We start from the raw sequence: 20,634 nt of genomic DNA on the forward strand, positions 1-20,634 counted from the left end.
ACCTGTGACTGCAGGAGAACTGCACATCCCCGAGGACGCGATGCGGCGTCTCGCCGAGATGCGGCCCGGTCAGGCCACGAGCCTGTTCACCTCGGACCTGTCGGTCAACGAGTTCCTGCTCGTGCGCGAGGCGGGGTTCCGCCCGCTCGGGCTGGTGCTGGGCAGCTCGATCTACCACGTCGGGTTCCAGATGGGCCGCTGGAACAAGAACCAGGAGCTCACCACGCTCTCGCAGGCGATGTACCACGCCCGCGAGCTGGCGATGAGCCGCATGGAGGCCGAGGCCGACCAGCTCGGCGCCGACGGCATCGTCGGCGTGCGGCTGGAGATCGAGTTCAAGGAGTTCGGCACCGACCTGGCTGAGTTCATCGCCGTCGGCACGGCGGTCAAGTCCGACCACCCGACGCCCGAGGGCGGCTCCTGGCGCAACAACAGGAACCAGCCGTTCACCTCCGACCTGTCGGGCCAGGACTTCTGGACGCTCATCCAGGCCGGCTACGCGCCGCTGGCCATGGTGATGGGAACGTGCGTCTACCACATCGCCCACCAGCGGTTCTGGCAGGCGATGGGCAACATCGGGCAGAACGTGGAGCTCCCGCAGTTCACCGAGGCCCTCTACGACGCCCGCGAGCTCGCGATGAGCCGGATGCAGGCCGAGGCCGAGCAGTACCACGCCGAGGGCATCGTCGGGGTGGACCTGCGCAGCCACGGGCACCGCTGGGGCGGGCACACCACGGAGTTCTTCGCGATCGGCACGGCCGTGCGCCCGCTGCGTGCGGACCACCACATCCCGACGCCCCAACTGGTCCTCCCGCTGACAGACTGACGCCCATGACGATGGAACCCAGCGGCCTGGGCCCGATGGGCGACGTCCAGCTACTGGCCGCCACCCTGCGCTCGGACCGCGCCGACGTCGAGTCCTACGCCCGCGTGCTGTCGGGCGCGCTGGCCGACGCCCTGCCGTCGGGGATGGTCGAGGTGGAGTACAAGCGCGGGCTCGCCGACCGGATGGCCGGCCGCGAGGGCCGGGCCGTCGCCGTCACGGTGCACGGGGAGGACCGCGAGCTCGGCCTCAGCGAAGGCGCCCGCGGCGGGGTGGAGGCCCAGATCCGCCAGATCGTGCGCGGCATCGTGATCAGCCGCCGCACGGTGGGGGTGGACGAGTGGCTGGTGGCGCTGGCAGAAGTCCTCACCAGCACTGCACACGAGAACGCGACAGCCCGCGCAGCCCTGGACCGCCTGCTCGGCGGCTGAGCGCGACACCCGAGTGGTCCGATCTTGCGGTCGGCGTCCGGAACGTGGCAACGGATGACGCTGGGGCCGCCCGGGAGAGGCAGTGGAGGTGGCGCGCCCGACCTCAGCGTGGTTTCCCCACGACCGAACCACTCTGGTGCCGCTCTCAGCGCACCAGGAACCACACGATGCAGGCCACGCCCGCCGCGATGCAGTAGATGCCGAACGGGCGCAGGGAGCGGGTCTCGAAGTAGGTGGTCAGGTACCGCACCGACACGTACGCGCCGAGGCCCGAGAGCAGGCTGCCCACCAGGATCTGGGGCCGGATGCCGTCGCCGAGCGGCCCGGCGAGGTCGCCGATCTTGAGCAGTCCGGCCGCCAGGATCACCGGCGTGGCCAGCAGGAACGAGAAGCGGGCCGCGTCGGCGTGGGAGAGGCCCTTCGTCAGCCCGGCCACCATCGTGGCGCCCGAGCGGCTGATCCCGGGGCACAGCGCCGCGATCTGGGCGGCGCCGATGAGCACGGCCCGGCCCATCGGGATCGTGGCGAGCCTGCGGTCGGCGAGCTCCTCGGCCGTCGCTGCGGCGACCCGGCGGTGCCCCGACGGCACGGCCGGGATGACGTCGGTGACGGGTTCCTGCGCCTCGGACCGGCGCCGGAGCTGGTCGCCGACCAGCAGCAGCACGCCGTTGAGGGCGAGGAACGCCGCGGTCGGGATCGGGTTGCTCAGATAGGTACGGAACACCTTCTCCAGCAGCAGGCCCGCGAGCCCCACGGGAATGGTGGCCAGCACGAGCATCCAGGCCAGGCGCTGGTCGGGGTCGACCACCTCGCGCCGCGCGACGCTGGTGACGAGGCCGCGCACGATCCGCACCCAGTCGCGTCGGAAGTAGATGATCAGGGCGATCGCGGTGGCCACGTGCAGACCCACGACGAACGCCAGGTAGGGAGACTGCTTCGACGTGACGTCGAGGTCGGTCGCCCAGCTGCCGCCGACCACCGCCGGGATCAGGATGCTGTGCCCGAGGCTCGACACCGGGAACAGCTCGGCCACGCCCTGCAGACCGCCGATGACGATCGCTTCCAGCCACGAGAGGTTGCTCATCGGAATGCAGACTAACGGCGGTGGAATTCACCGGTGACACCGCCCGGAATGCTTTACCGCCGCTTAACCGAAATGGTCTGGAAAGCCCAATCGGGTCATTTCACGCACGGGATGCCGCCGCCGGAGATGCCGTCGAGCGCCGACGTCGGGGCCGCGGCGGGGGTCGGCGTCGCGGAGGAGGTGGCGGGCAGGGTGAACCCGGCGCCCAGGACCACCTCCAGGTGCCCGGGGGCGACGGTGCCGTCCTCCGTGGTGTGCGATGTGCCGAGCGTGCCGGCGAGCGCGGCCGCGGCGGCGCCGGCCCCGGCCGGGAAGTGGACGACGGTGCTCGCCCGCCGCGCGGTGTTGCCAGTGCTGCCTGCGGTGTAGCCGTCACCGGCGAGGGTCTGGGAGACGGTCGCGGCCAGCCCGGTGCGCCCGGTGGCGTTGAGGACGTCGACGGTGCCCAGGGGAGCGGCCGGTGCCGCGGGGGCGCTCGTCGGCGCCGCCGGGTTCAGCAGCCGCGCGACCGTCGCCTGCACCTGCGCCACGTCCACGATGTTGACGTCCTCGCCGAGCGGGTCCTTGCCGAACTTCTCGATCGGCAGCGTCGTGAAGGTGACGTTGCCACCCGCCAGCCCCGAGGCCTGCTGGGCGAACTGCAGCAGGTCCAGCCCGTCGTCGACCGCGATGTTCTGCTTGGCCACGTCGATCAGGCCCTGCAGCTTCGTGGGGTCGGTGATCGTGCCGGCCTGTTTGAGCTGGAACGCCAGCGACGCGATGAACGCCTGCTGGCGGCGTTCGCGGTCGAGGTCGGTGAAGTTCAGCGACGGGTGGACGGTGTCGCGGCGCTGCCGCACGAACGCGAGGGCCTGGGCCGCGTCGAGCTGCTGGTAGCCCTGGTGGAAGTTCGCGCCGGAGTAGCTGTCCTGGGTGTTCTCGGCCAGGCACACCGTGATCGGCGCGACCACCTGCGCGAGCTGGTAGAACGCCACCATCGTCACTTCGACGAAATGATCCACCGGCACGCCGCCGAGGAACTGCCGGACGGTGGCGATCTCGGAGGTGCGCCCGGCGTCGCGGCTGCGCTGCTCCAGCGTGGCGGCGTCGGTGACGCCCTGGGCCACCAGTTGCTTGTGCTCCTGGTCGAACGCGAGCCCGTAGGCCTGCTTGATCTTGCCCTTCGACTGGCCGTCGGGGACGCCGGCCAGCGACACGTAGTCGTCGCGGGGTATCGACATGGCCGTGGCCCGGCTGCCGTCGCCCGGGACGTGCAGCAGGATCAGCACGTTGGCGTTGTAACCGCCGACGTCGGACGCGCCGGTGTGCATCGCGTCGTAGACCGCGGCGGGGAGCGGGTCGCCGTTCTCGTCGAGGCGGCTGTCCAGGCCCATGACCAGGATGTTGGTGTCGGTCCCGGTGGAGGTCCCCGAGCCCGAACCGAGCGCGGCCGAGCGGTGCAGCCCGTCGGACAGGTTCGTGTACTGGTCCCACGCGACACCGGTGACGGCCAGCACCAGAGCGGAGACGGCGGCCACCGCCGAGCGCACCACGGTGGTTCTCACGAGCTGACGGTAGCTGCCCGTGACGCCGGCCAAGCCGTGTCCAACAGCTCACCAAGAGATCGGCAAGTCGGCCCCGATGCGCTGCTGTCGAGGTCTGGTAGCCCGAACGTGGCACGGCACGGTGAACGATCCGACGGTGGCGGGTTCGCCGACGGCGCGGCCCAGAGGTCGGTGACCCCGGCCTCCCGCTTCGCCAACATCGTCGTCACCGACTCGGGCACCGGCCTGGTGCACTCGGCGATGAAGGGCCCGCTCGCACGGGCCGACAGCCTCGTCGTGGTCGGCGCGCCCACTGTCGACGGCGCGGGTCGCGCGGCCACGACGCTGGACCGGCTCGCCTCCCACGGCCACGCGGAGCAGGCCGTCCGGGCCCTGGTGGTGCTCAGCTGCGACCGGTGGAGCCCGGAGATCGACCGCGGCCGCATCCGCGCGTAGTTCGGGGCGCGGTGCCGCGGGGTCGTCGAGATCCCGTTCGACCCGCACCTCGCCATCGGCGGCCGGGCGCTGCTGCCCGCCCTGCGCCCGCGACGATCGACGCGTTCCTGCTGCTGGCGGCCCGGGTCGCGGACGGGTTCGTCAGTCCGCCAGGTTCGCGCTGATCACTTCCAGCGTGAGCGCCGCGGCCGTGGCCGCGGGCGCGCCGAGGCGTTCGGTGAGCGCGGCCAGCAGCCCCTCCAGCAGGATCACCTGCGGCACACGGCTGGTGAGCGTCAGCTCGTCGCGGAAGGTGAGGTCGGGCATGCCCACCACCAGCGCGATGTCGGCGTGCGCGACCAGGGGGGAGCGCCCGAACGCCGTGACCAGCACGACCGTCGCCCCGCTCTGCCGGGCGGCCTCCGCAGCCCGTACGGACGACTGGTTGGCGCCGCTCCCGCTGATCACCAGCAGCGCGTCGCCTGCGCCCAGTTGCCGCGCCGACACCTGCTGGCTGATCACGTCGAGCGGGGCCTCGGCGTGCCGGCCGATGCCGACCATCCGCGCCGCGGCGTCCACGGCCAGCGGGGCCGAGAGCCCGTTGCCGACCACCAGCACGCGACCCGCGGTGGCGAGCAGGTCGACGACGCGGGCGACGTCGACGTGGTCGAGCAGTGCCACCATCGCGGGCACCGACGCGCCGACGTGCGCGAACGTGGAGGCCACCATGGCGCCGGGGGTGTCGGGGGCCGCGTGCGGCACGGCCGCGGGCCCGGCGTCGCGGGCGAGCAGCACCCGCAGCTGCTGGTAGCCGGAGAAGCCGAGGCTCTGCGCCGTCCGGACGACGGTCGCGCGCGACGCCCCGGCCACCTCGGCCACCTGCTGCGACGACATCTCGACGACGTCGCCGGCACGGTCGAGGAACACCGCCGCGACGGCTCGCTCGGTGGGCAGCAGCGACGGCAGCAGCGAGCGGATGTGGGCGAGCACCCCTCCGGGGGCCGTCACCGCCACGCCCCGGTGATGATCTTCCGGCGCAGCGCCCCGGACACCAGGTCGATCACGACCGTCACGACGACCACCACGATGAGCAGTGTGCCCACCGCGTCCCAGATGCGGAACTGGACGTTGTCGGCGAGCACCTTGCCGATGCCGCCCGCGCCGATCAGCCCGAGGATCGCCGACGCGCGGACGTTGATCTCGAAGCGGTAGAGCCAGAACGCCAGCACCTCGGGCTGCACGCTCGGCCACATCCCCCAGCGCAGCATCTGGGCGGTGGAGCCGCCGGCGGCGCGCACGGCCTCGCTCGGCCCGCGCTCGGCCCCCTCCATCGCCTCGTAGCCCCACTTGCCCAGCGTGCCGACGGAGCCGACGGCGATGGCCAGCGCGCCGGTGAACGCGGTGAGCCCGGTGACCGAGAGGATCAGCACCGCGATCACCACCTCCGGCACGGCGCGGAGCAGCGAGAACAGCCCGCGCAACGGCCAGCGCACCCACGCGGGCCCGACGCCGGCGGTGGCGAGGAAGCTCAGCGGCAGCGAGATCACGATCCCGAGCACGGTGCCCAGCCACGCCATCTGCACCGACAGGACGGTCGCCTCGAACGCCGACGGCAGCGTCGACAGATCGGGCGGCAGGAACATCAGGCCGAGGTAGCGCAGCAGGTTCGCGGGGAACCCGGCCAGCTGCGACCAGTCGATGTCGACGCTCCAGAACGCGAGCACGACGACGGCGGTGACGGCGAGGAAGACGAGCCGCGCACCCGGTCGCCGCGGCCGGGCCGGCCGGACCAGGACCGGTCGTGCGCGGATATCGGTGTCAGGGCCCTGTTTTCCGCGCACGGGCGGCGCAGCCGCACTCATGAGACGAGTCGCTTACGCAACCACGAGGAGGCCGCTTCGAGGAGCACCACGACGACGAGGATCTCCAGGATGATCAGTGACAGCTGGTGGTACCGGTAGAACGTGCGCACCTGGTCGATGAGGATGCCCAGCCCGCCGCCCCCGACCAGCCCGATCACCGTCGACGCGCGGACGTTCAGCTCGAGCACGTACAGCGTCTGCGACGCGTAGACCGGCAGGATCTGCGGCAGCACCGCGGCCCGGTCGGCCCGCACCCAGGTGGCGCCGGTGGCCAGCGCGGCCTCCAGTGGGCCGCGGTCCACCGCGTCGATGGCCTCGGAGATCAGCTTCACGACGATGCCGACGTTGAACAGCACCAGCGCGATCACGCCCGACAGCGCGCCGGTGCCGACGATCGTCACGAGGATCGCGGCGTAGAGCAGGTCCGGCACGGAGCGCACCACGTTCAGCACCGAACGGACCACGGCCACGAGCGGCCGGCTCGGGTCGGTGACGCGCGAGGCCAGGAACGACAGCGGCAGCCCGATCGCCGCGCCCGCCGCGGTGGCGATCACGGCCATCTGCAGCGTCTGAGCCAGCGCGGACAGCGTCTCGGGGAAGAACCCGTAGTCGGGCTGGGCGAGCAGCACGACCTTGTCGGCGGCGTTGGAGAAGTTCTTGATCAAGGCTCCGACGTCCACCTGGACGCCGAACCCGGCCCACACCGTGATCACGGCGACGACCGCGAGGACGAGGAGCCCCTTCCACGCGGTGCGGGGTCTGACCGGTCTCACAGCTGTGCCCGCGCTTCCAGCACGTCCTCGCCCGTCAGGGACCGGCCGTAGATGTCGGCGAACACCTGCTCGTCGGCCTCCTCGCCGGTGCCGTCGAAGACGATCCTCCCGCCGCGCAGCCCGATCAGCCGCCGTCCGTAGCGGCGGGCGAGGTCGAGGAAGTGCAGGTTGATCACCACTGTGATGCCCAGCTCGGCGTTGATCCGCTCCAGGTCGCGCATCACGGTGTGCGACGTGGGGGGGTCGAGCGAGGCCACGGGCTCGTCCGCGAGCACGATCTTCGGCTGCTGGGCCAGCGTCCGGGCGATCGCGACGCGCTGCTGCTGCCCGCCCGAGAGGTTGCCCGCCTTGACGTAGGCCTTGTCCACGATCCCGACGCGCTCCAGGGCCTGCATCGCCAGCTCCACGTCGTCCCTGCTCCACGCGCCGAGCAGCGTGCGCCAGGTGGGGGCCGTGTGCAGCCGTCCCATGAGGACGTTGTCGATCACCCTCGCACGGCGGGCGAGGTTGAAGCTCTGGAACACCATCCCGATCTCGCTGCGCAGCTCCCGCAGCTCGCGTCCGCGCGAGGCCGGGAGGTGCCGGTCACCGACGACGATCTCGCCCTCGGTGATCGGCACCAGCCCGTTGATGGTGCGCACCAGCGTCGACTTGCCCGCCCCCGACAGGCCCACCACGGCCACCATCTCCCCGGCCGGTATCCGCAGGTCGATGTCCTGCAGCCCCCTGACGCCGCCCGGGTAGCTGACGCCCACCCCACGAAAGGTGATGTCGGCAGCGCGGTCGCCGGTGCTGGTCATGTCAGCCGAGCCCGATGGAGGCGGCGGCTTCCTGCGTGCGCTGCAGCGCAGCGAGATCGGCCGGGGCGAGTCCGGTGATCTGGTAGATCGCGGTCAGCGCGGCGACCCCGTCGGGCGTGCCGGCGTAGTCCGTGAGTGCCGTGGTGATCTTCTGCTGCCACTCCGGGCTGAGCTTGCCCGACAGCGAGACGCCGTCGTTGGGGATCTCGTCGGTGAGCGCGAAGGTCACGACCTTCTTGCCGACGTCGGGAGTGTCCTTCTGGACGACGGTGCGCGCGTCCCAGTAGGAGACGCCGACCTCGGCGTCGCCGCGGTAGACCGCGAGCACGGACGCGTCGTTCGCCGTGACCTGCACCGGCTTCACGTCCTTGGTCACGTCGACGCCGGCCTTCTTCAGCGCGGCGGCCGGGAAGATGTAGCCGGCCGGGGAGGCGGCCTGCAGCAGGGCCATCGTGGAGCCCTTGATCTTGGGCAGCTCGTCGAGCCCGGCCGGGCCGTTGCCGGCGGTGGTGCCGTTGCAGAACAGGTTGCCCTTGGCGTCGGGCGTGGGCGTGTCGGCGCAGTACTTCGACGGGTTGTTCGTGAAGAACTGGGCCGCGTAGCTGATCTTCTTGTTGCGCTGGGTCTGCAGCACCGAGTCGGCGCCGTAGCGCGTGCAGGCCTGGATCATCTGCAGCGACGGCAGGAAGCCGATCTGGGCCTGGTCGGCGCCGATCGCCTCGACGGCGGCCTGGTAGTCCTGCGTGATGACGCCCTTGACCGGGATGCCGAGGCGCTGGGTGAGCGCGGCCTCCAGCGGCTTCACCGACTGGACCAGCTTGTTGGCGTCACCGGACGGCACGAGCGCCAGCGTGAGTCCGGTGGGGGCGGTGGCGGTGGCGTCGCTCTTGCCGGTGCAGCCGTTCGGGTTGGCGGCCGCGGGGCCGGAGGCGGTGTTCTCCGAGACACCGCAGCCGGCCGCGAGCAGCGAGAGCGCCGCCGCGGCGACGAGGAAACGAGCCTTCATGTCTGGTTCTCCAGGGAGACGGTCGAGAGGTGGGGGAGGCTCGCCGGGTCGTCGACCCAGGCGGCGATGCCGGCGTAGAGGTCGGGCAGGTGCTCCGCGCGCAGGTGTGCGGGCCGCCCGTCGTGCGGCGTGCGGGAGATGTAGGCGGTGGCGCAGCCCGCGTGCAGGGGCGGCGCGATGTCGTTGACCCAGATGTCGCCGACCGACAGCAGCGACGCGGGCGGGGCGCCCCCGAGCAGCTCGGGGAGCAGGACGTCGAACCCGCCGGGCTTGCCGGCGTTCGTGCGCACCTCGTCGATGACGTCGGTGAGATCCAGGACGTCGAGCGACTCGGCGATGCCCGTGTCGGGGGCGTTCGTGACCAGCACCCGGCGGGCGCGGCCGTGCAGCGAGGCGAGGAAACCGGGAAGGCCGGCCGGAGTGGCGATGTCGAGCGCCCTCCCGGCCAGCGCGCCCCTGCTGGCCTGATAGGCCGTGTGCAGGACCTCCGGGACCACGTGCGGCCCGGCGATCCGGGCGACCGCCCCGTACCCGTCGGCGTAGATCGTGCCGCCGTCCAGGTTGCGGAGCAGTTCCTCGGCGAGCTCCCCGGCCAGCCCCGGCTCGACGTGGCGCAGCACCTCGTCGGCGTAGCGCCGCACGGGCGCGTCGCCGACGCACACCGTGCCGTCGAAGTCGAGAACCAGCGTGGGAAGCACGTCGCACACCATAGACCAGCACGAACAGATCGTTCATAGTTTGTGGCAACGTGAAACGGTTGTTCACGCACCGTTCACGGACGGCGCGCGCCGAGCAGGACTGCGATCACGAGTGTCGCGGCGCCGGCCCCGACGAACGTGGCGCGGGCGCCCACGACGTCGACGAGAACGCCGCCCGCGGCGTAGGCCAGCGCCGCTCCCAGCTGGGCGGCCGTGCCGACGATGCCGAACACGCGGCCCAGCAACGGCCGCGGCACGAGATCCTGCACGAGCGTGTCGAAGCCGATGTTCTCGACCGCGTTGCCGGCCCCGGCCACCACCTGCGCCGCGACGACCACGACGAGCACCGGGGCCAGGCCGGTGGCGAGGGTCCCGGCGCCGGTCGCGACGACCGCCAGGACCAGCAGCGTCGACGGCGACCGGCCACGGGCGAGCCGGGTGCACGCCACCGACGCCAGCAGCATCCCGACGCCGAACGCGCTGGCCGCGACGCCGTACCCGGCCGGGCCGGCGTCGAGCTGGTCACCGGTGAGGAACACCAGCGCCACGTTGTCCACGGCGGCGAAGGCGACGACGAGGAACAGGGCGATCACCAGGGTCCGGAGCCGCCGATGGGTGGCGACGACACGCAGACCCGCCCCCGCCTCGGCCCACACGCCGGCGGTGCCGTCGTGGCCCGGCGCGACCGGGGGGAGCCGCGCGAGCAGCAGCGCCGAGACCACGAACGTCGCGGCGTCGACGGCCAGCGCGGTCCGGATCCCGCCGGGCCCGGCCGCGAGCAGGCCGCCCAGGCCGGGGCCGACGGCGACCTTCAGGGTCAGCGCCAGTCCGAACAGCGCGTTGGCCGGGGCCCGGTCGGCCGGCTCGACCAGCACGGGCACGAGGCTGCGCCCGGCCGGGCCGCGGACGGTGGCCAGCGCCCCGGCCACCGCCACGAGCCCGACGAGCACCGGGAGCGGCGGCACCGTGGCGGCGATCACCGCGATCACCAGCGCCGACGCCAGCTCGCACCTCGTCATCAGCCATCGCGCGGTGAGGCGGTCGGCGAGCACCCCGGCCAGCGGCCCGCCGAACCGGGGCAGGGCGTTCGCGAGCAGCAGTACGCTCACCCCGGCGGGCCCGTCGCGGTGCGCGGCGAGCAGGACCAGCACCGTGGTGGTGATCCCGTCGCCGACGTACGAGACCGCTCGGGAGGCGCACAGCGCGCGGAATGCCGGGCTCACGGCCGCAGCCTGTCCCCGGCGGTGCGGAGATCCCGCGGATTCGGCAGGGACCGAATCGGTCGTGCCATTCTCGGCCCGTGACGATGGTGCTGTGGTTCGGACCCGGTGACGCGGCGCGGTGCCGGTTCGCGATCTCGCCGCTGCAGGAGACGATGTCGGCACTGCTGGTGCTCAAGGACCCGGCGCGCCACGGCTGGTACCTGCCGTGGTTGAGAGAGGTACAGCCGGTCGCGGCAGGGCTCGACCTGGCCCTGCTGAACGCCGTCATGCCGGTGCGCGGGTACGGGCCGGACTTCCTGTGGCCGAGCCCGGCCACCCCGCTCACGACGATCGAGGACGACCTCGCCGTCGTGCAGGCTACGGATCCGGACGTGGTCGCCGTGCAGGTCGCCGTCTGCAGCGCGCTCCCCGCGGACGTGCGCCGCGCCGTCGCCGACGACCCGGCCCGCGTGCGGGACGAGCTGGTCGCCCAACAGTGGCTGGCCTGGCGGTCCCTCGTCGCGCCGTTCTGGGACCGGATGCGCGGCATGCTCGACGCCGACATCACCACCCGCGCGCGGCAGCTGGCCGACGGCGGCCTCGAGGCCCTCGTGGCGAACCTGCACCGCCGCGCGTCATGGCGCGACGGCGACCTGCACCTGCTGGGGTTCCCCCGGCAGACCCTCGACCTGCGCGGGCGCGGGATGATCCTCGTCCCCACCGCATTCGGGTGGCCGACGCTGGGGATCGGCCCCACCGGCGACACGCCGGCGTCCCCGGCGCTGGTCTATCCGATGCTCGGCGCCGCCGTGGTCTGGGAACCGGCCGAGCGGCCACCGGCGGTCGCGCGCCTGCTGGGGTCCGGACGCGCGTCGGTGCTGGCCGAGACGGCGGTCCCCAGCGCCACCGGCGGCCTCGCGCGGCGGGTGGGCCTGGCCCCGGCCACGGTCTCCCAGCACCTCGCGGTGCTCCGCGACGCCGGGCTCGTCACCGCCCGGCGCCGGGGTCGGGAGGTGCTCTACGGGCAGACCCCGCTCGCGGCAGCGCTCCTGCGCGCCGGAGACCAGGGGCTCGTCACCCGGTGATTCCCCGTCACCCGCCGCGTCGCGCGACGCCGGCCCCGAGCCGCGGAGCTCGAGCCGACTGTCGGCCGCCAGCCCGACCAGCTCGTCCACCGCCGGTTCATCCGGGCGTCGAACGATCGTCGCAGGGCCGGCTCGGTGTCGATATCGGTCCAGAAGTGTTGCGCTGCAAAGCAATCATCAGATCCGACCGAACGGAATCCGGTCGACATCGCCCGCCCGCCCAGGGCGGTCACGGCTCGCCGAAGCAGCCGCCATACACCGACACTCCGAACACGCCGACCGCCGCCGGCGCCGGGTGCGGGGGTGATCAGCAGCAGCCCGCCCCGACCAGGGCGCCGGACAGGAGATCAGCGAGGTGATCCCGCCGCGCTGCCGACCGACGCCGCCACGACGCCGGCGGTCGGCAGGAGGGCGGCGGTCACGGCGCAGGTGGGAGACCGACGGCCGGTACGAGCCTCCGGTGCAGGTAGCGGCGCAGGTCGTCGCAGGTGCGGGTGTTCGAGCTGTCGAACTGCACGATCGAGACGAGGAAACGGATGCAGGTCTCGGCGATCTCGTCCATGTCCGGCTCCAGGTCCGGCCGGAACGCCACGAGCGGGGAGAGGAACCGGCGGGCCATGCCGACCGAGTCGGCGTCGACCAGGTAGCCGTCGACGATGACGGTGCCCAGCTGCGGCTGGACCAGCGGCGCCAGCGCCGGGTGGGCGCGGAACGCGGCGCACGCCGACACCATCGTCTCGACGAGGTACTCCGCGGCCGACGTCGTCTCACCGACCTGCTCGACGACGGAGGCCAGCATCCGCGACGACACCAGCGTGAGGGCCTCGGACGCCAGCTTCTCCCGGCTGCCGAAGTGCGCGTAGACGGTGGGGCGCGACAACCCGGCGCGTGCGGCCACGGCGCTGATGGTCATCCCGCTGTAACCGCTGGTGCTCAACCGGTCGACCGCCGCCGTGAGGATGCGCTGCCGTACGTCCATGAACAGATATTGTTCAACGCGCAACGACCGGCCGCAGGGGAAGGAAGACGGTGAAGCACGCGCCGCCCTCGTCCGCGGGCCCGGCGTGGACCGTTCCGCCCATCCGCATGACGAGCCCGTGCACCAGCGCCAGACCGATTCCCCCGACGCCCACGGGCCGGTGCCCGCGGTAGCGGTCGTGCAGGGCGCCGCGCTCGAACACCACGGCGTAGTCCTCGGGGGCGAGCCCGGGCCCGCCGTCACGGATCTGCAGCGCGCCGCCGGCGAGCACGGCGAACACCAGCGGCGCGCCGGCCGGCGTCACCCGCAACGCGTTCTCGGCCAGCCCGTCGAGCACCTGGCGCAGCCGCCGGGGATCGGCGGTGACCCGTACCGGCCCGTCGGGGACGACCAGGCGGAACTCCACGCCCGCATCGCGGCTGCGGGCCCGCCAGACCTGCGCGGCTTCGGCGGCCAGGGCCGTGAGATCGACGGGGAGGAGGTCGAGGGGGAAGTCGTCGGCCTCCAGCCGCGCCAGCTCCATGAGGTCGGTGACGAGCCGGTCGAGGCGCTCGGCCTCGTGCAGGATCACCGGGGCGGCGTCATCGCCGCCCACCCCGTCGATGATCGACTCCGCGAACCCCTTCACCGCCGTCAACGGCGTGCGCAGCTCGTGCGAGACCGACAGCAGGAACTCCCGCTGCCGGGCCTCGCTGCGCGCCAGCGCGTCGGCGAGATCGTTGACGGCCCCCGCCACCTCGGCCACCTCGGTGGGCCCGCGCACCGGCACCCGGACGTCCCGACGGCCGGTGCGCAGCAGGTGGGCCGCGGCGGCGGTGCGGCGCAGCGGCCGGGCCAGCAGCGTGCCGACGACCACCCCCACCAGCACCGCGACGCCCACACCGGCCAGCAGGGCGAACCCGATGTTGCGGCGCAGCAGGCCGCTGCCGAGCGGACCGTCCTCCGACGTCCGGACCAGCGCGAACGCGCCCGACAGGCTGGGCCGGGCCTCGACGAGGTAGACCGTGCCGCCGACGTCGACGGTGGCCGAGACGGGCGTGCCGGTCAGGGCCCGGGCCGCTCCCGAGCGGGTGATCGCCTCGGCGACCCCGGCGTCGGCGCTCCCGACGCGGCGCCCGGTCAGCGGGACCACGGCGACGCCCTGGCCCTGGATCACCTGCACGACCTTGCCCAGGCCGAGGACGCTGCGGACGGCCCCGCCGGAGTCATCGAGCTGGGCGGCGACGACATCGGCCTGCTGGGCGAGGACGTCGTGGGTCACCTGCCGGGCGGTGGCGGTGACGAGTCGCAACGACACCAGCGCCGCCACCCCGACGGCCACGAGCGCCACGAGCAGACAGCTCGCCGTGACCCGCCAGGCCAGGGATCTCATGCGTCCGCCGCGTAGCCCACACCACGGACGGTCCTGATGGGACTCGCCGCCCCGAGCTTCGCCCGCAGCTGGGCCACGTGCACGTCGACGGTCCGGGTACCCGCCGACGCCGTGTACCCCCACACGGCCGAGAGCAGCTGCTCGCGGGAGAACACGCGCCCGGGCGCGCGGACGAGGTGGGTGAGCAGGTCGAACTCGGTGGACGTGAGCGCCACCTCGGCCGCGCCGACGCGGACGCGGCGTCGGGTGACGTCGACCTGCACACCGCCGACCGCGAACACCTCGTCCCGCCCGGGCGTCCCGGCGGCCCGGCGCAGCACCGTGCGCACCCGCGCCACCAGCTCGCGGGGGCTGAACGGCTTGGTCACGTAGTCGTCGGCGCCCATCTCCAGGCCGAGGATGCGGTCGACCTCGTCGTCGCGGGCGGTCACGAACAGCACGGGCGTCCAGTCCTGCTCGGCGCGCATCCGCCGGCACACCTCGATGCCGTCCATGCCGGGCAGCCCGACGTCGAGCACCACCGCCACCGGCGCCAGCTTGCGGACGGCCGCGAGCGCGGCCACCCCGTCGGACTCGACCTGCACACCGAAGCCGTCGCGGCGCAGGTAGAGGCCTACGAGGTCGGCGATGGCGCGGTCGTCCTCCACCACGAGGACGAGCCCGCGAGCGTCGGGCGGGTGCACGTCGCGGATCGTCCCACCGCGGGTGTCAGCCGGAGCTATCGGAGTCCACCTGACCGGCGATGGCGTCGACACTGGCCTCGAGGCTGCCCAGCTGGTCGGCCGACGGGGACGACGGGGACGACAGGGACGACAGGGACGACGGGGACGACGGGGACGACGGGGACGACGGGGACGTGTGGCTGCACGCGGTCAGGGCGAGGCCGGTGAGCACCACGACCGCGAGCTTCCTCACGATCCGCAGTCCTTGCTCTGCACCGCCAGCACCTGGCTCTTCACCCCGGCCAGCTCGGTGAGCCGCTGGGCCCGGTCGGTGATCCGGTCCTGGAGCAGGTCGGCCGCGGCGGTGTGGCCGGCGGCGCGGGCCTTGTCCTCCCGGGCCTGCAGCCAGGCGGTCGAGCCCTTGGTGGTCGCGGGCCCGTTGATCGTCGCCGTGAGTGAGTCGATCTTCGTGAGCAGCTTCGGGATCCGGACCGTGCAGACCTGCTGGTTCGATCCCGCCGCGGGTGCAGGGGTGGGCGCGGGGGTGTCGGCGAACGCCGTCCCGCCGCCCACGACCAGTGCACCCACCGTCGCGGCCGTGGCCGCGACTCCGCCGATCCACTGAGACGTGCGCATCGTCGTCCTCTTCCTCGATCTCCGGGCCGGCCGGGTGGGCCGGACACCGACGACGATGCCGGGGCCCGTTCAGCCCCCGATCCGGGCGAGGTTCGGGTTGTGTAAGGGCGTTGGCGGGCCCGCCGATCACCAGTGCGCCAGACTCTTCCGATGACAGCGGACGAGGTCGCGCGGCACGCCACGGTGGGCATGGTCGTGGTCCGGGACGGGGCGGTGACCTGGCTCAACGACGCCGCCCGCGCGCTGGTCGAGGCGCACGGCGGCCGGTGGACCGGCCCCGGATCGCCGCTGGGGCCGCTGGCCGAGCTGCGTCCCGGGTCCCGGCGCGTCGCCGTGCGCTGGCCCTCGCCGACCGGCGGCACCCGCTGGTGGGGGGTCACGAGCAGCCGCCTGCCGAGCGACGCGCACCTGATCGAGATCACCGACGACACCGACCGGTACGAGGCCGACGGTCGCGACACCGGCCCGCCCACCGCGCAGTGGCGGCTCGCCCGGCTGGAGGCCGTCGCCGGCATGGGGTCGTGGGTGTGGAACACCCGCGACGACTCCATGGAATGGAGCGAGGCGCTGCAGGTCCTTATCGGCGTCGAGCCCGGGATCCCGCTCGACCTCGACCTGTACCTGCGCCTCGTCCATCCCGACGACGTGGCCAGGCTCGAAGCCACCCTCGCCGCGTCGCTGCAGACGCTGGAGACGTTCTCCGTCTCGCACCGCATGTTGCTCGGCGACCGCACGACCGAGCGGGTCGTCGAGTGCTTCGGCGAGGTGTTCGCCGACGCCGCGGGCGTGCCGAGCCGCGTGATGTGCACGGTCCGCGACGTCACCGAACAGCACAAGGTGCTGCAGGAGCTGGCCTTCCTCGCCGAGAACGACCCGCTCACGGGCATCGCGAACCGCCGCCGGATCAGCGGGATGCTCGTCGACTGCGCCTACGACCCGCTCGGCGGCGCCTTGCTGCTGATCGACATCGACAACTTCAAGGACATCAACGACCTGCGGGGCCACGCCGTGGGGGACCGCGTGATCCGCCGGGTCGCGCGCACCATCGTGGCCCGCGTCGGGCCCGACGCCCTGCTCGGCCGCCTCGGCGGCGACGAGTTCGCGCTGGTGGTGCCGCGGTGCGGGGCGAGCGAGGCGGTCGCGCTCGCCGAGCAGCTGTGCGCCGTCGTCGCCGTCGCCCCGATGGTGGCCGAGGCGGCGACCCTGCGCGTCACGATCAGCGTGGGCGTGGCGACGATCCCCGGAGGCCAGGACGCCGAGACCAGCCTGGCGCAGGCCGACCTCGCCCTCTACGAGGCCAAGGACGCCGGGCGCAACCGGGCCCGCCTGTACTCACCCGACCACTACCACCAGGCGGTGCGGCGGGTGTCGCTGCTGCACCGGGTCGGGGCGGCGCTCGACGCCGACACCATGCAGCTCGTCGCGCAGCCCATCGTCTGCCTCGGGACGGGCGGGACCACCCGGCACGAGGTGCTCATCCGGCTGGCCGACGGTCTCGAGCCCGCGCTCGGCCCTGCCGACTTCCTGCCCGAGGCCGAGCGGACCGACCTGGTACTGCGCCTGGACCGCTGGGTGCTGGAGCGGGCGATCCGCGCTCTGGCCGCGCCGCACGCCCGGGCGACGGACCTGCGGCTGGAGGTCAACGTCTCGGCGCGGTCGCTGGAGGACGTCGAGCTGGGCAGCTGGATCCTGCAGCGGCTCAAGGACGACGAGGTCGACCCGGGCCGGCTCGGGCTGGAGATCACCGAGACGGCCGCGATCGGGAGCCTCGACGACGCGGTCGGACTGGCCACCCGGCTCACCCGGGCCGGCTGCGGGTTCGCCCTCGACGACTTCGGCGCCGGCTTCGGCTCCTTCTCCTACCTCAAGAACCTGCCGTTCACCGCCGTCAAGATCGCCGGTGAGTTCGTGTCGCAGCTCGACACCGACCCGGTCGACGCCGCGCTCGTCACCGCGGTGGTGGGCGTCGCGCGGCAGCTCGGGATGCGGACCGTGGCCGAGCAGGTCGACCGGCCGGTGCTGGTCGACCTGCTGCGCGACCTCGGTGTCGACGACGGGCAGGGCTATCACCTGGGCCGGCCGCGGCCGCTGGGGGAGTTGCTCGTTCAGCGGTGATCCGCGCTGCGAGATGCCCCGTGCGAGAACGACGCCGACTCCGTGCCCCGTTGCGGTGAGGTCTGCTTCGCGAGCCGGTCGACGACCCGCCTCAGGTCGTCGAGCAGCAGCTCGGCGAGGTCGTGGGAGAACCCGTTGCGCACCACGATGCGCAGCGCCGCGATGTCCTCGCGGTGCGCCGGGAACGTGTACGCGGGCACCAGCCAGCCCTCCTCGCGCAGCCCCGCCGACACGTCGAACACCGAGAACGGCTGGCCGTCCGCCACGACGAACGCGAACACCGGCAGCTGCGAACCGTCGGTGAGCAGCCGGAACGGGCCGAGCTCGGCGATCTGTGCCGACAGCGAGGTGGCCACGTCGCGGCAGCCCTGCTGCACCCGCCGGAACCCCTCGCGGCCCAGCCGCAGGAAGTTGTAGTACTGCGCCACGACCTGCCCCCCGGGCCGGGAGAAGTTCAGCGCGAACGTCGGCATCTCCCCGCCGAGGTAGTTGACCTTGAACACGAGCTCCTCGGGCAGCGCCGCGGTGTCGCGCCAGACCGCCCAGCCGACGCCCGGGTAGACGAGCCCGTACTTGTGGCCGGAGGTGTTGATCGACGCGACGCGGGGCAGCCGGAAGTCCCACGCGAGCTCGGGATCGCAGAACGGCGCGATCATCGCGCCCGACGCGCCGTCGACGTGCACGGGGATGTCGAGGCCGGTGCGCTCCTGCAGGTCGTCGAGGGCCGCGCAGATCTCCGCGACCGGCTCGTAGCTGCCGTCGAACGTGGAGCCGAGGATCGCGACCACGCCGATGGTGTTCTCGTCACACTGCGCGAGGGCCGCCTCGGCGCCCAGGTGCAGCCGGTCGCCCTCCATCGGGACCAGCCGCGGCTCCACCTCGAAGAAGTTGGCGAACTTGTCCCAGCAGACCTGGACGTTGATCCCCATGACGATGTTCGGCCGGTCGGTGGGCTTCCCGGCCGCCCGGCGCGCGAGCTGCCAGCGGCGCTTGAGCGCGAGCCCGCCGAGCATGCACGCCTCGCTGGAACCGGTGGTGGAGCAGCCGATGGCCGTGGCGGGGTCGGGCGCGTGCCACAGGTCGGCGAGCATCCGCACGCAGCGCGCCTCGAGGTCGGCGGTGCGGGGGTACTCGTCCTTGTCGATCATGTTCTTGTCGAACGAGTCGGCCATCAGCTGCCGGGCCTGCGGCTCCGCCCAGGTCGTGACGAACGTGGCCAGGTTGAGCCGCGCGTTGCCGTCGAGCATCAGCTCGTCGTGCACCACCTGGTAGGCGACGTCGGGGTCCAGCTCGTCCGCGGGCAGCTCGAAGCGGGGGATCCGGACCGGCTCGCTGGTGAACACGGGGTTGACCGAGAGCTCCGGCCGGTGGCCGTTCGTCTCCGACGGCGGGTGCGCGATGGGCATGCCCGCACCGTAGGCCGGTCGCCGGGATCGGGCACTCCCGGCGACCGGCGGTGGGGGTGGTTCGTCGGTCAGGGCCCGGTCTGTCCCGTTCCCGTGCCGGCCGGGGTGGGCGCGGGCGTGCGGGTCCGCTCCGGGGTGGTGGTCGGCGTGGTGGTCGGCGTGGTCGGCGGCGTGGTCGGCGGCGGGGCGGGCGCCGCGGTCGTGGTGGGTGCGGCGGGGTCGGCGGTCGCGGGGGCTCCGTCGACGACCGGTGCCCCCCGGTGGACCAGCGCCTCGCAGCCCAGGTTCGTCCAGGACTCCGTCAGCCGGTTGGTGAGGAACCCGAACAGGCTCGACGACGTGCCGGGATCCGGCGACGATGCCACGGCGGTGAACGGCCGGTCGAGGGCGAGCCGCTTCGGGGCGACCGCCGCGAGGTTCGTGCAGTAGGCGGCGCCCGTGTCGACCTGCGGGTTCATCGGCCCCATGTCCACCCCGACGCGGTAGAGGTCCGTCTTCGCGACGCTCGGCCGGTCACCCACCAGCGCCATCGGGTCGTTCGGCGGGACGGTGGCGACGGGGGCACCCTGGAACGCGGCGGCCTGCAGCTCGTTGAGCGCGAGCGCCGGGGACGGCGTCCCGCCCGAGGTCAGGTCGGGCGCGGTGAACGGGTGGCACCCGATCGCCGGGTCGAGCCGGTTGGCGAGCAGCCCGTTGTCGGAGGCGTTGGTGAGCGTCGTCGCACCGGGCAATGCCTTCGCGGCGGGCGTCGACTGCGCCGTGCGCCCGTCGGGCAGCGCGACGTAGGCGGTGGTGAGGTTGTCGCTCTGGTCCTGGCCGACCACGCCGAAGTCGCGCGTGGTCGGGCACGGCAGCCCGTCGACCCCGGTGCCCAGGGGCGGCACCGTGATCTTCTTCGCCCGCACGGCCGCGTTCGCCGCGGCGAAGAAGGCGGGCGCGTTGCAGTAGCCGAACTGGCCGAAGGGCGACCGCGGCGTGCCGTTGACGCAGCTCCCGGCGTTGCGCAGCGTCAGGGTGTCGCCCTGGTAGCCGAACCACACGCCGACCACCGCGTTCGCGGGGAGCTTCGGGGGCACGGGGGCGACCGCCGGCGTGGTGCCGGCGTCGATCACCAGGGGCCGGTAGACCGACAGCGCGCCGGTCGCCGGGTCGAGGATCGTGGCCTCGACGAACGCCGACTGGTTCGTGTTCGCCTCGTGGCACGCTCCGGCCCGGCGGTCGGTGGCCGAGAGCAGGTAGGGCGTGGCGAGTCCGGCGGCCGTCAACGGCGCGGGCGGCACCTCGAGCGAGCAGTTGGGGTCGGGATCCGCCGGGTCGGCCGGCGGCGTGGGGGCACCGGTGGGTCGGGTGCCGGGTCCCTTGTGCTTCCCGTGCTCCTTGCCCGCGGTGGCCGTGGTGGTGGCGCCGGCGGCCCGCTGCGCGGTGGTCGGCGTGCTCGCGTCGGCCACCCCTACCAGCGGTATCTGGCAGCCGGAGAGCCCCACGATCATCGCCGCGGCGATGGCGGCCGTCGCGGCCACGGTGACCCGGCGTCGCCGCGCGGGATGTCGTTGTTCGGTGGTCATGGTCCTGTGTCTCCTGTCGCGACCCGGGCGCCGACGGCGGGCGGCGGGATCAGGGGGGAGCGATCAGCCGGTCGAGCGGGCGCGTCGGCGCGTGGGAGGAACGGTAGGGACGGGGCCGGGGGACGAATCAGACTTCTGAGAAAGCGGGTTGCGCGGTCACGCCCGAAGTACCGCTCC

General features: G+C 73.2%; 21 protein-coding genes. 5 read left to right on the top strand and 16 right to left on the bottom strand.

The window, feature by feature from the left end:
- The first annotated feature begins 4 nt into the window (after positions 1–4).
- The gene (locus BGP03_RS10020) at positions 5–826 is read left to right on the top strand and encodes a heavy metal-binding domain-containing protein (RefSeq protein WP_298796872.1); all 822 of its coding nucleotides are present in this window, start codon (positions 5–7) and stop codon (positions 824–826) included.
- A gap of 5 nt (positions 827–831) precedes the next feature.
- Positions 832–1,254 carry a hypothetical protein gene (locus BGP03_RS10025; protein WP_296367698.1) on the top strand — a complete coding sequence of 141 codons (423 nt, stop codon included), beginning with the start codon at positions 832–834 and terminating at the stop codon, positions 1,252–1,254.
- Positions 1,255–1,399: 145 nt separating this feature from the next.
- Here BGP03_RS10025 and BGP03_RS10030 read toward each other — a convergent pair whose 3' ends face one another.
- Together BGP03_RS10030 and BGP03_RS10035 are read right to left on the bottom strand one after the other, a co-directional pair.
- On the bottom strand, positions 1,400–2,338 hold the full coding sequence (locus BGP03_RS10030) for an undecaprenyl-diphosphate phosphatase (RefSeq protein ID WP_296367700.1): 939 nt from the start codon (positions 2,336–2,338) through the stop codon (positions 1,400–1,402).
- A gap of 95 nt (positions 2,339–2,433) precedes the next feature.
- Positions 2,434–3,882, bottom strand: a complete 1,449-nt coding sequence (locus tag BGP03_RS10035) for an LCP family protein (RefSeq protein ID WP_298796875.1) — start codon at positions 3,880–3,882, stop codon at positions 2,434–2,436.
- Positions 3,883–3,990: 108 nt separating this feature from the next.
- On the opposite strand from BGP03_RS10035, the gene BGP03_RS10040 reads away from it, so the two are divergent.
- Positions 3,991–4,317: a hypothetical protein gene (locus BGP03_RS10040; protein WP_296367706.1), complete on the top strand. Its 327-nt coding sequence runs from the start codon at positions 3,991–3,993 to the stop codon at positions 4,315–4,317.
- Between the two features lie 141 nt (positions 4,318–4,458).
- Here BGP03_RS10040 and BGP03_RS10045 read toward each other — a convergent pair whose 3' ends face one another.
- From BGP03_RS10045 to BGP03_RS10075, 7 genes are all read right to left on the bottom strand, one after another.
- Positions 4,459–5,310 carry a MurR/RpiR family transcriptional regulator gene (locus tag BGP03_RS10045; protein ID WP_298796877.1) on the bottom strand — a complete coding sequence of 284 codons (852 nt, stop codon included), beginning with the start codon at positions 5,308–5,310 and terminating at the stop codon, positions 4,459–4,461.
- Entirely contained in the window at positions 5,301–6,137 is an 837-nt protein-coding gene (gene phnE, locus BGP03_RS10050) for a phosphonate ABC transporter, permease protein PhnE (protein ID WP_299736156.1), read from the bottom strand. Before phnE (BGP03_RS10050) ends, BGP03_RS10045 begins: the two co-directional genes overlap by 10 nt.
- A 17-nt stretch (positions 6,138–6,154) precedes the next feature.
- Complete coding sequence (phnE, locus tag BGP03_RS10055; RefSeq protein ID WP_298796880.1) at positions 6,155–6,931, bottom strand: phosphonate ABC transporter, permease protein PhnE; 777 nt, start codon at positions 6,929–6,931, stop codon at positions 6,155–6,157.
- Positions 6,928–7,731, bottom strand: coding sequence for a phosphonate ABC transporter ATP-binding protein (phnC, locus tag BGP03_RS10060; RefSeq protein WP_298796882.1), 804 nt, complete (start codon positions 7,729–7,731; stop codon positions 6,928–6,930). The genes phnE (BGP03_RS10055) and phnC overlap by 4 nt, the downstream gene beginning before the upstream one ends.
- A 1-nt stretch (position 7,732) precedes the next feature.
- Positions 7,733–8,737, bottom strand: a complete 1,005-nt coding sequence (phnD, locus tag BGP03_RS10065; RefSeq protein ID WP_296367715.1) for a phosphate/phosphite/phosphonate ABC transporter substrate-binding protein — start codon at positions 8,735–8,737, stop codon at positions 7,733–7,735.
- Positions 8,734–9,435, bottom strand: a complete 702-nt coding sequence (locus BGP03_RS10070; RefSeq protein WP_296367716.1) for a hypothetical protein — start codon at positions 9,433–9,435, stop codon at positions 8,734–8,736. Before BGP03_RS10070 ends, phnD begins: the two co-directional genes overlap by 4 nt.
- Positions 9,436–9,509: 74 nt before the next feature.
- Complete coding sequence (locus BGP03_RS10075) at positions 9,510–10,658, bottom strand: MFS transporter (protein ID WP_298796885.1); 1,149 nt, start codon at positions 10,656–10,658, stop codon at positions 9,510–9,512.
- 83 nt (positions 10,659–10,741) lie between these two features.
- On the opposite strand from BGP03_RS10075, the gene BGP03_RS10080 reads away from it, so the two are divergent.
- Positions 10,742–11,722: a DUF5937 family protein gene (locus BGP03_RS10080; RefSeq protein WP_298796928.1), complete on the top strand. Its 981-nt coding sequence runs from the start codon at positions 10,742–10,744 to the stop codon at positions 11,720–11,722.
- A gap of 418 nt (positions 11,723–12,140) precedes the next feature.
- On the opposite strand, the gene BGP03_RS10085 is transcribed toward BGP03_RS10080, so the two are convergent.
- The 5 genes from BGP03_RS10085 to BGP03_RS10105 are packed head-to-tail and all read right to left on the bottom strand — an operon-like array spanning position 12,141 to position 15,371.
- Entirely contained in the window at positions 12,141–12,701 is a 561-nt protein-coding gene (locus BGP03_RS10085; RefSeq protein WP_296367720.1) for a TetR/AcrR family transcriptional regulator, read from the bottom strand.
- A gap of 13 nt (positions 12,702–12,714) precedes the next feature.
- Positions 12,715–14,073, bottom strand: coding sequence for a HAMP domain-containing sensor histidine kinase (locus tag BGP03_RS10090; RefSeq protein ID WP_298796887.1), 1,359 nt, complete (start codon positions 14,071–14,073; stop codon positions 12,715–12,717).
- A complete protein-coding gene (locus BGP03_RS10095; RefSeq protein WP_296367724.1) occupies positions 14,070–14,756 on the bottom strand; it encodes a response regulator transcription factor in 687 nt (228 codons plus the stop codon). The genes BGP03_RS10090 and BGP03_RS10095 overlap by 4 nt, the downstream gene beginning before the upstream one ends.
- 25 nt (positions 14,757–14,781) lie before the next feature.
- The gene (locus BGP03_RS10100) at positions 14,782–14,988 is read right to left on the bottom strand and encodes a hypothetical protein (RefSeq protein WP_298796888.1); all 207 of its coding nucleotides are present in this window, start codon (positions 14,986–14,988) and stop codon (positions 14,782–14,784) included.
- Complete coding sequence (locus tag BGP03_RS10105) at positions 14,985–15,371, bottom strand: hypothetical protein (RefSeq protein ID WP_298796890.1); 387 nt, start codon at positions 15,369–15,371, stop codon at positions 14,985–14,987. The genes BGP03_RS10100 and BGP03_RS10105 overlap by 4 nt, the downstream gene beginning before the upstream one ends.
- Positions 15,372–15,521: 150 nt before the next feature.
- On the opposite strand from BGP03_RS10105, the gene BGP03_RS10110 reads away from it, so the two are divergent.
- Positions 15,522–17,486: a bifunctional diguanylate cyclase/phosphodiesterase gene (locus BGP03_RS10110; protein WP_296367729.1), complete on the top strand. Its 1,965-nt coding sequence runs from the start codon at positions 15,522–15,524 to the stop codon at positions 17,484–17,486.
- Here BGP03_RS10110 and BGP03_RS10115 read toward each other — a convergent pair.
- Complete coding sequence (locus BGP03_RS10115) at positions 17,477–18,892, bottom strand: glutamate decarboxylase (protein ID WP_296367730.1); 1,416 nt, start codon at positions 18,890–18,892, stop codon at positions 17,477–17,479. The genes BGP03_RS10110 and BGP03_RS10115 overlap by 10 nt on opposite strands.
- Positions 18,893–18,960: 68 nt before the next feature.
- Positions 18,961–20,457 carry a hypothetical protein gene (locus BGP03_RS10120; RefSeq protein ID WP_298796891.1) on the bottom strand — a complete coding sequence of 499 codons (1,497 nt, stop codon included), beginning with the start codon at positions 20,455–20,457 and terminating at the stop codon, positions 18,961–18,963.
- Positions 20,458–20,634 lie beyond the last annotated feature (177 nt).

This window comes from Pseudonocardia sp. 73-21 (assembly GCF_001899645.1).
GTDB lineage: Bacteria > Actinomycetota > Actinomycetes > Mycobacteriales > Pseudonocardiaceae > Pseudonocardia.

Bases quoted from the DNA above. Each gene is read 5' to 3' on its own strand.
- BGP03_RS10120 (WP_298796891.1), bottom strand. From the start codon at position 20,457: ATGACCACCGAACAACGACATCCCGCGCGGCGACGCCGGGTCACCGTG.
- BGP03_RS10085 (WP_296367720.1), bottom strand. From the start codon at position 12,701: ATGGACGTACGGCAGCGCATCCTCACGGCGGCGGTCGACCGGTTGAGC.
- BGP03_RS10105 (WP_298796890.1), bottom strand. From the start codon at position 15,371: ATGCGCACGTCTCAGTGGATCGGCGGAGTCGCGGCCACGGCCGCGACG.
- BGP03_RS10110 (WP_296367729.1), top strand. From the start codon at position 15,522: ATGACAGCGGACGAGGTCGCGCGGCACGCCACGGTGGGCATGGTCGTG.
- phnC (WP_298796882.1), bottom strand. From the start codon at position 7,731: ATGACCAGCACCGGCGACCGCGCTGCCGACATCACCTTTCGTGGGGTG.
- BGP03_RS10090 (WP_298796887.1), bottom strand. From the start codon at position 14,073: ATGAGATCCCTGGCCTGGCGGGTCACGGCGAGCTGTCTGCTCGTGGCG.
- BGP03_RS10115 (WP_296367730.1), bottom strand. From the start codon at position 18,892: ATGCCCATCGCGCACCCGCCGTCGGAGACGAACGGCCACCGGCCGGAG.
- BGP03_RS10025 (WP_296367698.1), top strand. From the start codon at position 832: ATGACGATGGAACCCAGCGGCCTGGGCCCGATGGGCGACGTCCAGCTA.
- BGP03_RS10030 (WP_296367700.1), bottom strand. From the start codon at position 2,338: ATGAGCAACCTCTCGTGGCTGGAAGCGATCGTCATCGGCGGTCTGCAG.
- BGP03_RS10080 (WP_298796928.1), top strand. From the start codon at position 10,742: ATGGTGCTGTGGTTCGGACCCGGTGACGCGGCGCGGTGCCGGTTCGCG.
- phnD (WP_296367715.1), bottom strand. From the start codon at position 8,737: ATGAAGGCTCGTTTCCTCGTCGCCGCGGCGGCGCTCTCGCTGCTCGCG.